Source organism: Arthrobacter senegalensis, from assembly GCF_059091765.1.
The window spans coordinates 1,002,859-1,015,602 of sequence record NZ_JBNHGZ010000001.1; the positions used below are offsets into that span (position 1 = coordinate 1,002,859).

The 12,744-nt window shown below is 69.2% G+C and carries 12 protein-coding genes, 1 pseudogene and 1 riboswitch; of the genes and pseudogenes, 4 read left to right on the forward strand and 9 right to left on the reverse strand.

Going from position 1 to position 12,744, the window contains the following annotated elements:
- Positions 1-44 precede the first annotated feature (44 nt).
- The 3 genes from AC5RVG_RS04700 to AC5RVG_RS04710 all read left to right on the forward strand — a co-directional run bounded on the left by AC5RVG_RS04700 (position 45) and on the right by AC5RVG_RS04710 (position 2,481).
- Positions 45-920, forward strand: a complete 876-nt coding sequence (locus AC5RVG_RS04700) for an aminodeoxychorismate lyase (RefSeq protein ID WP_494000702.1) — start codon at positions 45-47, stop codon at positions 918-920.
- Positions 921-1,008: 88 nt separating this feature from the next.
- On the forward strand, positions 1,009-1,140 hold the full coding sequence (locus tag AC5RVG_RS04705) for a hypothetical protein (protein ID WP_494012890.1): 132 nt from the start codon (positions 1,009-1,011) through the stop codon (positions 1,138-1,140).
- Between the two features lie 165 nt (positions 1,141-1,305).
- Complete coding sequence (locus tag AC5RVG_RS04710; protein WP_494012891.1) at positions 1,306-2,481, forward strand: zinc-dependent alcohol dehydrogenase; 1,176 nt, start codon at positions 1,306-1,308, stop codon at positions 2,479-2,481.
- A gap of 67 nt (positions 2,482-2,548) precedes the next feature.
- Here AC5RVG_RS04710 and AC5RVG_RS04715 read toward each other — a convergent pair whose 3' ends face one another.
- Genes AC5RVG_RS04715 through AC5RVG_RS04725 form a run of 3 tightly spaced genes read right to left on the reverse strand, consistent with a single transcriptional unit; the run spans position 2,549 to position 5,489 of the window.
- Positions 2,549-3,346, reverse strand: a complete 798-nt coding sequence (locus tag AC5RVG_RS04715; RefSeq protein WP_494000705.1) for an energy-coupling factor transporter transmembrane component T family protein — start codon at positions 3,344-3,346, stop codon at positions 2,549-2,551.
- Positions 3,343-4,860, reverse strand: a complete 1,518-nt coding sequence (locus AC5RVG_RS04720) for an ABC transporter ATP-binding protein (RefSeq protein WP_494012892.1) — start codon at positions 4,858-4,860, stop codon at positions 3,343-3,345. The genes AC5RVG_RS04715 and AC5RVG_RS04720 overlap by 4 nt, the downstream gene beginning before the upstream one ends.
- Before the next feature lie 8 nt (positions 4,861-4,868).
- Positions 4,869-5,489 carry an ECF transporter S component gene (locus tag AC5RVG_RS04725; RefSeq protein WP_494012893.1) on the reverse strand — a complete coding sequence of 207 codons (621 nt, stop codon included), beginning with the start codon at positions 5,487-5,489 and terminating at the stop codon, positions 4,869-4,871.
- Between the two features lie 43 nt (positions 5,490-5,532).
- A riboswitch (TPP riboswitch) is annotated at positions 5,533-5,665 on the reverse strand.
- Positions 5,666-5,836: 171 nt separating this feature from the next.
- Here AC5RVG_RS04725 and AC5RVG_RS04730 point away from each other — a divergent pair.
- The gene (locus AC5RVG_RS04730) at positions 5,837-6,097 is read left to right on the forward strand and encodes a DUF4235 domain-containing protein (RefSeq protein WP_494012894.1); all 261 of its coding nucleotides are present in this window, start codon (positions 5,837-5,839) and stop codon (positions 6,095-6,097) included.
- Positions 6,098-6,399: 302 nt separating this feature from the next.
- On the opposite strand, the pseudogene mnhG reads toward AC5RVG_RS04730, so the two are convergent.
- From mnhG to AC5RVG_RS04760, 6 genes and pseudogenes are all read right to left on the reverse strand, one after another.
- A pseudogene (gene mnhG, locus AC5RVG_RS04735) lies at positions 6,400-6,777 on the reverse strand (monovalent cation/H(+) antiporter subunit G); the annotation flags it as partial.
- Positions 6,767-7,051 carry an MrpF/PhaF family protein gene (locus AC5RVG_RS04740; RefSeq protein WP_494012895.1) on the reverse strand — a complete coding sequence of 95 codons (285 nt, stop codon included), beginning with the start codon at positions 7,049-7,051 and terminating at the stop codon, positions 6,767-6,769. The pseudogene mnhG and the gene AC5RVG_RS04740, both read right to left, overlap by 11 nt.
- A complete protein-coding gene (locus AC5RVG_RS04745; protein WP_494012896.1) occupies positions 7,048-7,608 on the reverse strand; it encodes a Na+/H+ antiporter subunit E in 561 nt (186 codons plus the stop codon). Before AC5RVG_RS04745 ends, AC5RVG_RS04740 begins: the two co-directional genes overlap by 4 nt.
- Positions 7,605-9,227, reverse strand: a complete 1,623-nt coding sequence (locus AC5RVG_RS04750; protein ID WP_494012897.1) for a Na+/H+ antiporter subunit D — start codon at positions 9,225-9,227, stop codon at positions 7,605-7,607. The genes AC5RVG_RS04745 and AC5RVG_RS04750 overlap by 4 nt, the downstream gene beginning before the upstream one ends.
- On the reverse strand, positions 9,224-9,697 hold the full coding sequence (locus AC5RVG_RS04755; RefSeq protein ID WP_493989594.1) for a Na(+)/H(+) antiporter subunit C: 474 nt from the start codon (positions 9,695-9,697) through the stop codon (positions 9,224-9,226). The genes AC5RVG_RS04750 and AC5RVG_RS04755 overlap by 4 nt, the downstream gene beginning before the upstream one ends.
- A complete protein-coding gene (locus AC5RVG_RS04760) occupies positions 9,694-12,696 on the reverse strand; it encodes a Na+/H+ antiporter subunit A (RefSeq protein ID WP_494000712.1) in 3,003 nt (1,000 codons plus the stop codon). The genes AC5RVG_RS04755 and AC5RVG_RS04760 overlap by 4 nt, the downstream gene beginning before the upstream one ends.
- Positions 12,697-12,744 lie beyond the last annotated feature (48 nt).

Below are 12,744 nucleotides of genomic sequence, written 5' to 3' on the forward strand. Positions count from 1 at the left end.
CCAGCCTACCCGGCGTTTGGGGGCAGACTCACTAAGCTGGAGCCATGACAGTTCTGGTGTTTTTGGACCCTGCCCACGAGGCGGGACGTGTCGCAGATGCCTCCCGGCCCCAGCTGATGGCCACCGATCTCGGGGCCACCCGCGGAGACGGCATCTTCGAGTCCCTGCTGGCGGTCAACGGGGTCCCGCGCAAGCTGCGGGCGCACCTGGACCGGCTTGCCGGCTCCGCCCGGGCCATGGACCTGCAGCTTCCCTCCCCGGACGCCTGGGAGCGTGCCATCGCGACGGCAATCGCCGAGCACCCGCCGGCCGAGGAGCTGGTAATCAAGCTGCTGGTGACCCGCGGCGTGGAAGGTGCACCCACACCCACGGCCTGGGTTCAGGCCTCGCTGCCACCGGCGGCAGGGCGGCGCCAGCGCACCGACGGCATTTCCGTGCTGCTGCTCGACCGCGGGTACGACAGCTCGCTGGCCGAACGCGCCCCGTGGCTGCTCATGGGGGCCAAGACTCTCTCCTACGCGGTCAACATGGCGGCGCTGCGTTATGCGCACAAGAACGGCGCCGACGACGCCATCTTCACGTCCAGCGACGGCCGCGTGCTGGAAGGGCCCACGTCCACGGTACTGATGGCGCGGGTGCGCGACGGCGTGAAGACGCTGGTGACGCCGCTGCTGGAGAGCGGCATCCTGCCGGGCACGTCCCAGTCGGTGCTGTTCAAGGCGGCAGAAGCCGCCGGGTGGCAGTTGGGCTACGGCCCGCTGGAGCCGCACGACCTCTACGAAGCCGACGCCGTCTGGCTGGTTTCGAGCATCCGCCTGCTTGCCCCGGTCAAGAGCATCGACGGTAAGGAAATCCCCGTCTCCCCCGATCTGACCCAGGAACTGACGGCGCTGCTGGCCCAGGGCAGCCAGGAGGAGTAACCGGTGAGGAAACATCGCGCTTGACGCTGCCCCGACCGGGTCTTCCGAGGAGCCACCGCCCATGTTCATGAAGCTTGAATGCGTTTGCATGCCGACCCTCGAGGAGCTGTCTTCCAACGGCGGGGTGGAATGGATTGAGGCGCCCTTCGCCACCGAGTCGGGGCATGTGGCCGTGATGCGTGCGCCCGACGGCAACGTCTTCGTCCTGGTCGGTTCGTAGGACGCCGTCCTGCCGTCGGACTGATGAAAAATGCCCCTCGGCCTGGACGCCTTCCGGGATCGATACCCGCTTCGACCACCGCGTTAGTGCAGTGTTAGGGTCGATTGGACCGAAAGATCAGCATGCTGTCGTTCCGTCCGGGCGGCAGCCCTGAGAAGGAGGACAATGAAGGCTCTGACGTGGCAAGGGAGGCGCTCGGTCAGCGTGGAGGAGGTCCCGGATCCGCGGATCCAGGAGCCCACGGACGCGATCGTGAGGATCACCTCGACCGGCATCTGCGGCTCCGACCTGCACCTCTACGAGGTGCTCACTCCTTTCATGGACAAGGGCGACATCATCGGACATGAGCCCATGGGGATCGTGGAGGAGGTCGGCTCGGCCGTCACGCACATCAAGGCCGGGGACCGGGTGGTCATCCCGTTCAACGTCTCCTGCGGCCACTGCTTCATGTGCCGGCAGGGCCTGCAGTCCCAGTGCGAGACCACCCAGGTCCGCGAGTACAACAACAATGCCCAGTTCCTGGGCTACTCGCGGCTTTACGGCTCGGTGCCCGGCGGACAGGCCGAGTACCTGCGTGTGCCGCACGCGGACTACGGACCCATCAAGGTGCCCCACGCCGGTGAGGACGAGCGCTACCTGTACCTCTCCGATGTGGTGCCCACCGCGTGGCAGGCCGTGCAGTACGCGGCCCCGCCGGAGGGCGGTTCCCTGGCCGTGCTCGGCCTTGGTCCCATCGGCCAGATGTCCGCCCGGATCGGCCGGCACCTCGGCTACCGGGTGCTCGCGGTGGACCCCGTGGCGGAGCGGCGGGCAATGGCGGAGCGCCACGGCATCGAGACGCTGGACCTCCACGGCGACGTCGCGGACGACCTGCGGGAGCGCACGGACGGCCGCGGGCCGGACTCGGTGGTGGACGCCGTGGGCATGGAGGCGCACGGCTCGCCCGTGGCCGGCGCGGTCCACCAGGCGGTGGGGCTGCTGCCGTCCGCCGTGGGCCGCAAGGCGATGGAGGCGGCAGGGGTGGACAGGCTCGACGCGCTCTACACCGCCATCGACGCCGTCCGGCGCGGCGGCACGATCTCGATCAGCGGCGTGTACGGCGGGATGAAGGACCCCCTGCCGATGCTGACCATGTTCGACAAGCAACTCCAGCTGCGGATGGGCCAGTGCAACGTGAAGCGGTGGATCGACGATCTGCTGCCGCTGGTCGACGACCCGTCGGACCCGCTGGGCGTGCTCGACCTGGCGACCCACCAGGTTCCGTTGGAGCAGGCGCCGGAGATGTACGAGAAGTTCCAGAAGAAGGAGGACGGCTGCATCAAGGTGGTGCTCAAGCCTTAGCCCTGTATGGATCGGCGGACCCCGGCTCTCATGGATCGTCGATCGCCGGGGTCCGCCGGGGGCCGGTTCACACGAAGATGAAGTTCCAGGTCCCGGCGGCCACGGCGGCGGCGGCGGCTGCGCCGGCGACGACCGCGCCGCCGAGCAACACCCACACATCCACCATGCTGTAGGTGGATTCGCGCGCCCAGGTCCGGGGTCCGGCGCCGAAGCCGCGGGCCTCCATCGCGACGGCCAGCCGGGTGGCCCGGCGGATGGCCTGCACGATCAGGCCGAACGCCTGGCCCGCGAACGCGCCCGCCTTGGCCAGCGGCCGGTTCTCCGCCCCGACACCGCGGGCGCGGCGCGCCAGACCGAGGGTGCGCCATTCCTCCACCAGCAGCCCCACCAGCCGCATGGCGGCCAGCGCTCCCAGCACGAACCGGTGGGGAAGCTTCAGCTTCTGCGCCAAGGCGTCCGCCAGGTCCGTCGGGTCGGTCGTCAGGAGCAGGAAAATGCCCGGCAGCGCAACGGCGAGCGACCGCAGGCCGATGGCAACGCCGCCGGCCACCGAGTCCTCGGTGAAGATCAGCGGACCGAACCGGAACAGCACGGCCCCGGTCTTCTCGGCGAGCAAGGCGGTTGCCCAGGCCCCGACGGCAGCCGCCGCAAGCAGCGGCCAGCCGCGCTTCAGCAGCAGCCATGGGCTGACACCCAGCACGGGCATCAGCAACAGTTCGGCGGCCAGCACCACGGAGGCGCTGACCCAGTCCACACTGAGCATGACCACCACGGTGACCAGGGCGGCGGCGGCCAGCTTCGACACCGGGTTGGCGCGGCTGAACGGGGAGGCGGCCAGCCGTGGGTTCATCAGGTCCATGCTCATGCTGCCCTCCTAAGCGGCTGGGCCGGGCGAACGCCGCCGTCCGCCACCCGGATGACGGCGCCGCCGAGCGCGGCGGTGAAGTCGTCGTCGTGCGTCACCGAGACCACGCTCCGGCCCTCGGCCACCAGCTCGGCCAGCAGCGTGACCAGTTCGGCCCAGGTGTTGGCGTCCTGTCCGAAGGTCGGCTCGTCCAGCATCAGGATGTCCGGGCCGGTGGCCAGCATGGTGGCTACCGACAGCCTGCGTTTCTCGCCGCCCGAGAGGGTGAACGGGTTGGCCTGCAGCAGGCGGGTCAGCCGGAGCCGCTCGGCGATCGTGTCCACGCGCTGCCGGACGGCCGCCTCGGGCAGTTTGGCCACGCGGCGGGGGCCGAATTCCAGTTCGTCGAGCACCGTCCCGGTGAGGAACTGGTGTTCGGGTTCCTGGAAGACGCTGCCGATCCGGGTCACCAACTGCGCGGACTTCCACTTAGCCGGGGACAAGGCGGCACCGCGCTGCAAGGCCGGCGTCGCCGAGAGATCCCCTCCCGCGGGTGCCAGCAGGCCGGCGAGGGTGAGGGCCAGGGTGGATTTGCCGGCACCGTTCGCGCCGGTGACGCTGAGCGCCTGCCCGGCCAACAGGTCCAGGTCCACCCCACGCAGCACCGGCGCGGCTTTCCGGTTCCGCGACACGTCCAGGGCCGCCGCCCGCAGCAACGGCCCGCCCGGGGCGGGCGCCGCGGGCAGCTCCAGCCGCGGGGTATGACCGGGAACCCAGACGCCGGCCTCGATCAGCCGGGTGCGGGTGGCGCCCTCGGCGAGCACCGTGCCCGGCGGCCCGTCGGCCAGCACGCCGCCGCCGGCCGCGAGCACGATCACGCGGTCCACGACGTCCGCCCAGACCGCCACCCGGTGCTCGACCACCACAAGGGTGGCGCCGGTGCGGTCCAGCACACGGGCCACGGCGTCCCGTACTTCCCGCACCCCGGCGGGGTCCAGGTTTGCGGTCGGCTCATCCAGCAGCAGCAGCCCCGGCCGCATGGCCAGGACGGAGGCCAGCGCCAGCCGCTGTTTTTGGCCGCCGGAGAGCGCCGACGTGGGATGGTCCAGCGGGACGGCCAGGCCGACGTCGGCCAGGGATTCGCTGACCCGGTCCCAGATCTGCCCGCGCGGCAGCGACAGGTTCTCCGCCCCGAAGGCCACCTCGTCGCCCACCCGGGCCAGCACCAGCTGGCTCTCCGGATCCTGGAGCACGAGGCCGGCCCGGCCGCGGGCCTCGGAGGGGCGCACCCCCGCCACGCTCAACCGGCCGGTCTCCTCGCCTTCGCCCTCGTCGCCGAGGACGCCGGCCATGGCGTGCAGCAGCGTGGACTTGCCGGCCCCGGAGGCGCCCAGCAGCAGTACCCGTTCGCCCGGGGCGATGCTGAAACTGGCCGCGCGCACCGCCGGATCCTTGCGGCCGGCATGCCGCCAGCCCCACCCCTCGGCGAGAACCGGCACCGGGCCGGGCGCCGCCGTCGTACTCTGCGCTCCCATCAAACGGCTCAGGCGTCTGCCGTGCGTCCCGCGGCGAAGGAGGACAGCGCACCCGTCTTCGCCAGGCCCCTGACCGCCAGCCACGGCAGCAGCCCGGCAATCACGACGCCGGACACGGCGGCGAAGCCCACGTACGCCAGCTGCCACTGGGCGGCCCAGAGCATGTTGTAGAGGATGTTCTCGCTGATGGACAGCGCCAGGCCTGCGCCCAGGCCGGCCAGCAGCGCCACGCCGAGATTGAACCTGCGGTACAGGAAGAGCAGGAAGACGACCTCGGCGCCCAGGCCCTGGATCAGGCCGGAGACCAGGACGGTCATGCCGAAGCTCGTGCCCAGCAGCGCGGAGACAACCGCGGCCAGCATCTCGCAGTAGATGGCGGCGCCGGGCTTGCGGATGATCAGCCCGCCCAGCACGCCCGCCATCAGCCAGCCGCCGGTGTACAGCCCGGCGGAAGGCGGGAAGGCCATGGTCAGGCCCTCGATCAGCGGCCAGCCCGCCGACCAGGCCCAGAAGATGACGCCGACGGCCACGGCGACCACCGAGGCCACGACGATGTCCACTACCCGCCAGCCGTAACGCTGCCTCCGGGCAGGGGTGGGTGTGGCGGGTGCATTCGAAACGGTACTCATTGGAATCCTCCTGGTTGCAGGAGGGGAGGGCGGCCACGCGGCGCGCCCCGAGAACTCGACTCCCTTCGCCGGTACTAACCGGAGCAGGTTCGAGGGTCTGCGGTCTATCCGCACTCTCAGCGTCCCTCCCGGTCTCGGTGTGCACCGGCCGGTCGGACGCTCCCCTGTCGTCACTAGATGCTGTCTGGCAGCACGCACCAGTCTACACTCGCCCGCGGCGGCGCGGCATTCGGGGCGCAGACCCGGGGAAAATGCACGACGGCCTACGGCCCGGGCGGGTGCCGGGCAGTAGGCTGGGAACCGGAACAGCAGTTGAGACGGGGCTGCGGCCCCGGAAGGGAGCGGGCATGAGCGTTGTGTTGAGGCTCTTGGGCACACTGGTGAGTATCGGCGCGGGCTTGGCAGCCAGCCAGTTGCTGGGGATTGTTTGGAAGATGGTCACCGGAAAAGATGCGCCGAAGAGCGACGATGACCTGGAGAACAGCCTGCGGGCGGCGGTAGCCTTCGCCGTGGTGTCCGGCACCGTGGCGCGCGTGATCCAGGTGCTGACCAAGCGCGCCACCGCCAAGGCGGTCATCCGCTACGACAAGACCCGGGAAATGGTCTAAGCGGTCCCTCGAGGATTCCGATGGGGGACGGGCCGCGGGCCCTCTGTTACCGGCCGCCGGCGCCCGCCCGCGCCCCGCGCCCCCTTGGTCGGCGCGTTACCGCCCCCCTTGGTCGGCGCGTTACCTCCCCCTTGGTCCGCAGGTTATGGAGTGCCCGCGGGCCCGGCGCCGCCCCGCTCGGTCCGCCCGGGAACGGCCGCCGCCCCAGCGCTACGCCGTTCCCCCGGCTTCCCGGCGTCCTGCCCCCCGGCCACAGCACGGCTGCCGCCGTCGGCGGCGGCACCGGGACCGGCAAGCGGTGCGTCATCTGAGGACGCCGCGGCGTCTTCCCGTGCCGCCGCCTCCACCACCGCGTCGAGGTCGTCCACGCTGAGGATTTCCTTGCGCAGGTGTTTGGTGCGGTAGCCGGCCCGGCCCACCATATGGGCGGACACCGGAACTGTCAGCAACTGGAACAGCCAGGCTATGAGGAGCACGGGCACCGCCACCCAGCTGCGCAGCTGCAATCCCAGTCCAGTCAGAAGCAGCAGCAGGCCGAAAACCTGGGGCTTCGTGGCCGCATGCATCCGCGAGAGCAGGTCGGGAAACCGCAGCAGGCCGATGGCCGCGGCCAGGGACATCACCGCGCCGGCGATCAGGCAGACGGCGGTCGCGATGTCGAGTATCAGGTCAGTGTTCACGGGGCCGCCCGTCCGTCACGAAACGAGCCACGGCGACCGAGCCGATGAACCCGACAACGCTAATGACGACGACCAGCGTCAGGTTGTTCATGTGGCCGCCGGCGGCCATGTCTACGATGAGTCCGGCGCAGACGATCGCCAGCAGCACGTCTATGGCCAGCAGCCGGTCCAGCAGCGACGGCCCGCGGGCCAGCCGGATCAGCGACAGTACAGCGGCCACGGCCAGCACTGCGCTCACGACGATTTGCGCAACCGGAATGACGTCCCCGTTCACACTGCACCTCCCCTGCCGGTACCTTCGGCCTTGACCATCGCCAGTTCTTCCTTCGTGCCCATCGTCCGGATCAGGCCGGCCTCGATCCGCCGCACCTGTGCGCGAAAACGCTCGGCAGCCTCCTCGGTGGCAACGTCGATCACGTGCAGGTAAAGCGTGGACGTCGAGCGGTCCACGTCCACCACAAAGCTCCCGGGGATCAGCGAAATGGCATGCCCGGTGGCAGTCACCAGGAGATCCGAGTGGCTTCGCAGCCGGACCGCCACCACCGCGTTGCGCAGCGTCGGGCCGCGGGTCAGGGCCAGCCACAGGACTTCGACGCTTGCGACCGCGACCTGCCAGACGAACGTGGCGGCGAAGATTCCCGCGGCCAGCGGATTAAAACGCCCGCTGAGTTCGACCGGCGGCAGGTAGAACAAGTTCACGATGAGCAGCGCGATCAACAGGCCGAAGATCAGGTTGCCCGGGCTGAAATCCTGCCACAGGGAGCCCCAGAGGATGACCAGCCAGGCCAGCAGCGGCAGCTCGACCCAGATGGAGATGCGCGGTTTCCTCATTGGCCCACCTCCTGCATTGCACCCTCACCCAGGACGGCCTCGACGTACGGGGTGCGCTGCAGCATCTCCCGCGCCGCCTGGTCGCTGAGCTCGAACAGGGGCCCGGCGAACACGGTCAGGGCAACGCCCATCGCCACCAGCCCGACCGTCGGCCAGACCATGGGCAGCGGCAGCAGCTGGACGACGCCGCGGCCGGTGAACCGCCCGTGCGGTTTGTTTTCCACGTGGCGGGTGGTCCGCAGCGCGGACCCGTCGGGCTTGGTGGCCACCAGGACCGGGTCCGGGTGCTCGGCGTCTTCGGGGCGGCGCCAGAACACGCGGTTCCAGACCCGTGCCATCGCCAGCAGGGTCAGCAGCGACGTGACCATGCTGCCCGCCACGAGCACCCAGGCGACCTGGGTGCCCAGTTCCACGCCGCCCTGCACCAGGCCGATCTTGCCCAGGAAGCCGGAGAACGGCGGGATGCCGGCCAGGTTCATGGCCGGGACGAAGAACAGGATGGCCAGCAGCGGCGACAGCTTGGCCAGGCCGCCCAGCCGGTCCATGTTCGTGGTTCCGCCGCGTCGTTCGATCAGCCCGGCCACCAGGAACAGGCTGGTCTGCACCGTAATATGGTGCGCCACGTAATAGACCGCCGCGCCGAGCCCCACCACCGAGGACATCGCCAGGCCAAACACCATGTAGCCGATGTGGCTGACCAGTGTGAAAGAGAGCATGCGCTTGATGTCGATCTGGGCCACGGCCCCGAGGATGCCCACCACCATGGTCAGCACGGCCACGATCATCAGGAACGTGTTCAGCCGGTCGCCGGGGAACAGCAGTGTCTCGGTGCGGATCATGGCGTAGACGCCCACCTTGGTGAGCAGGCCGGCGAACACCGCGGTAACCGGTGCCGGCGCCGTCGGATAGGAGTCGGGGAGCCAGAAGGACAGGGGGAATACCGCCGCCTTGATGCCGAAGGCCACCAGCAGCATCAGGTGCAGCGTCATCTGGGTGGCCGGATCCAACTGCCCGAGCTTGATCGCCAGGTCGGCCATGTTGATGGTCCCGGTGGCGGCGTAGATCATCGCGATGGAGACCAGGAACAGCACCGAGGAAATGACGCTGACGACGACGTACGTCACCCCGGCGCGGATCCGGGGGCTGGTGCCGCCCAGCGTCATCAGCACGTAGCTGGCCGTGAGCAGCATTTCGAAGCCGACGTACAGGTTGAACAGGTCGCCGGTCAGGAACGCGTTGGAAACGCCCGCCACCAGGATCAGGTAGGTCGGGTGGAAGATCGAGACCGGGCCTTCTTCGTCGCCGTCGGTCATGCCCTGGCCGGAGGCGTACAGCAGCACCGCCAGGCTAACGGCCGAGGAGACCACCAGCATCAGGGCGGACAGCTCATCCACCACCAGGGTGATGCCAAAGGGGGGAAGCCAGCCGCCGAGGTTCACCGCCTGCGCGCCGTTGGCCCAGGCCGAGGCCAGCATCACGGCTTCCAGTGCCAGCGTTACCGTAAGCGTGATGGCGCCGGTCCGGCGCTGCGCGTTGGGGTGGCGGATCAGCACGAACGCCAGGGCAGCACCCAGCAGCGGCAGGACTACTGCCAGCGGCGCGATGGTGGCGGCGTTCACTGCTTTCTCTCCATCCGTGACCTGGTGGTGGCTGGCGTTTCCTCGGCTTCGTCGGGCGGGACGAACTCGGTGGTCTCGGCCGGGATTTCCGCGTCGTCCTCGGCGTCGAAGGTGGGCTGGTTGGCCACCCGGCGGTCCTCGATGTCGTCCTGGACCTCGTCCTGCCGCCCCAGCACCCAGGAGCGGTAAATGATGGCCAGCATGAAAGCGGTGACGGCGAAGGAGATCACGATGGAGGTCAGGATCAACGCCTGCGGCAGCGGGTCGCTGTAGGCGTCGGCGGGGATGTCGCTGCCGAAAATCGGGGCAAGGCCCGCCGGCCCGCCGGTGCTGAGCAGCAGCAGGTTGGCGCCGTTGGTGATGAGCATGAGGCCGAGCATGACCCGGGTCAGGCTGCGTTCGAGGATCAGGTAGACGCCCACGGCGAACAGCACGCCCATCACCAGCAGCAGCGTCAGGTTCACGGTCACCGGGACACCTCCTCCTCGATCGTTGCGGGCACTTGCAGTTCGGCGGTCTTGCGGCGGCCGTGGGTCCGTTCCTCCGTGCGTTCGTCGATCTCGGCGCCGAAACTGCGCAGCACGTCCAGCACCAGGCCCACCACCACCAGGTAGACCCCGATGTCGAAGATCGTCGACGTGACGAACTTGTGGTCGCCGAAGACCGGGAGGCTGAATTCAAGGATCGCGCTCTGGAAGACCTGGCCGCCCAGGAAGAGCGGGACGACGGCGGTCAGCGCCGCGGCGCCAAGCCCCAGGCCCAGCAGCAGGCCGGCGCTGATGGGCGTGGCTTCGGCCAGTTCGATCCGTCCGCCGGCCAGATAGCGGACGGTCAGCGCGATGCCGGCCAGCAGGCCGCCGGCGAACCCGCCGCCGGGGAGGTTGTGGCCGGTCAACAGCAGGTAGACGGAGAAGATCATCACCGAGTGGAACAGGAGGCGGGTGATCACCTCGAAGATAATGGAGCGGCGTTCCGGCGCCAGGGTGCGGCCGGCCACCAGCCAGGCGTCGCGCGGGACGACGGCGAACTTGCGGGCCGTCGCCAGGGCCGCCGCCTCGCGGTCCGAGTGCGCCACGGTCTCGTAACCGCGCCCCACGGATCCGCTGGCGACGGCGTCCACGGGCTCCGGACGCTTCTCCCCGCGGCTCCGGATGAAGATCAGGCTGGCCACGCCGGTAGCTGCCAGGGCCAGCACGGAAATCTCGCCGAACGTGTCCCAGGCCCGGATGTCCACCAAAATGACGTTGACGATGTTCTTGCCGCCGCCGCCCTCATAGGCCAGCTGCGGCAGGGCCAGGGACACCGGATCGGCCGTGCGTGCCGCCATCGCCGTCATCGCGATCACTATCATCGTGAGGCCGAAAGCGGCGCCGATGATGGCGCGCAGCAGTTTGAAGCGCCCCGGCGTGCGCAGCCACAGTCGCGCCGGCAGGGACCGAAGGGCCAGCACGATGGCCACCAGGGAGACTGTTTCAACCAGCATCTGGGTCAGCGCCAGATCCGGCGCCCCCTGCATGGCGAAGATAAAGGCCAGGCCATAGCCGGCCACCGAGACCATCAGCACCGCCATGAAGCGCTTGTTCGCGCGGATGGCACCCAGCGCTCCTGCCGCCACGATCAGCCCCGCGATGGCCTGCGCCGGGGTATCGAACCACACCACGCTCTCGGGCAGCGGAGCGTCCATCAGGACGATGGCGCTCAGCGGAGTCACGATCGCCACGATCAGGATCACGCACAGGTAAAAGACCAGCGAGCCCCGCTGGGTCCGGCCCGTGACCCAGATGGCCACCTCGTCCAGCACGCCGATGATGCCGCGGTAGATCCGGTCCGCGTCCGGGATGAAGCTGATCCTGGCCTGGAAGGCCGCTATCGGAGTGCGCAGCAGGAACAGGGCGACACCGGCGGCGATGGTGACGGCGGTCAGCCCGAGAGCCGGCGTCACCCCGTGCCACAGCGCCAGGTGCGTGGCTGCGGTGTCCAGGGTGAAGAGACCGGCGTAGGGGGCGACGGCGGCTTCCACCGGGGCTGGCCAGAGCCCGAACACCACGGTGGCTACGGCGAGCACGGCGGGAGCCGCCAGGAAGGCCCACGGAATTGGCTTGAACTCGATGGCCGCGCGGCCGGGTTTGGCCGCGAACCCGCCCCAGACGAAGCGGGCGCTGTAGGCAAAGGTCAGGATGGATCCGGCCACCACGCCGGCCAGGAGCAGGCCCCCCACCCAGCCGGAGACTTCGGCCCGGTGGATGAAGGCTTCGTAGACCGACTCTTTGGCGACGAAGCCCAGCAGGGGCGGCAGGCCCGCCATCGACGCGGCACCGATGACCGCGACCACGAACAGTTTTGGGGCCTTGCGGTACAGGTGCGACAGTTCGCGGATGTCACGCGTTCCGGCCTGGTGGTCGATGATGCCCACCACCAGGAACAGGGTCGCCTTGAAGAAACCGTGGGCCAGCAACAGGCCCATTCCGGCCAGCGCGGCTTCCTGCGAACCGAGCCCGACCACCAGGGTCAGGAAGCCCAGTTGACTGACCGTCCCGTAGGCGAGGATCAGCTTCAGGTCGTTCTGGCGCATGGCCTGCCAGCCGCCCACCAGCATGGTCAGCAGCCCGAGCCCCAGCACGACGCCGTGCCAGTAGTCGGTGCTGGAGAATCCGGGTGACAGCCGCGCCACCAGGTAGATGCCGGCCTTCACCATGGCGGCGGCATGGAGGTAGGCGCTGACCGGGGTCGGCGCCGCCATGGCCGCCGGGAGCCAGAAGTGGAAGGGAACCAACGCGGACTTGCTGATCGCGCCGATGAGTACCAGCAGGATGGCTATGTCGATGATCTGGCCGTGTGCCATCAGCGTTCCGGCTGCCGCGAGGATCTCGGAGATCCGGTAGGTGCCGGCGGTTTGGCCGATCATGAGCAGGCCAACCAGCATGGTCAGCCCGCCGAGGGTGGTAACCATCAGGGCCTGCAACGCGGACCGGCGCGCCGAGAGGCGGTGCCTGGCGTACCCGATCAGCAGGTAGGACAGGACGGTGGTGAGTTCCCAGAAAATGTAGAGCAGGATCAGGTCATCGGCGGTGACCAGGCCGAACATGGCGCCGCTGAAGGCCAGCAGCTGTGCGCCGAAAGGTCCGATGTCCGGATCGTCGGCCTTGAAGTAGCGGGCGCAGTAGAACAGCACCAGGGCGCCGACGCCCAGGATCAGGATGCACAGCACCGCCGCGAGGGTGTCCATCCGAAAGGCCAGTTCCAGCTGCAGGCCCGGGACCCAGGCGAAGACCTCCGACGGCGGGGCGTTCGGAGCGCCGTCCAGCGCCGCCTGGCTGGACCCGGTGTAGTTGTCGAACGTGGCGATCAGCCAGACGAATCCGGCGGCGGGAACCGCGGCGAGGATATAGAACGTTGAGCGGCCGAGCTTCCGGAAAATTAAGGGCGCTATAAAGGCCACCGCAAAAAGCAGGGTGAGCACAATCAGCACGAGGATACTCCGGAACTTCCTTCGGGTTTGCCAAGGATTTAGACGGAC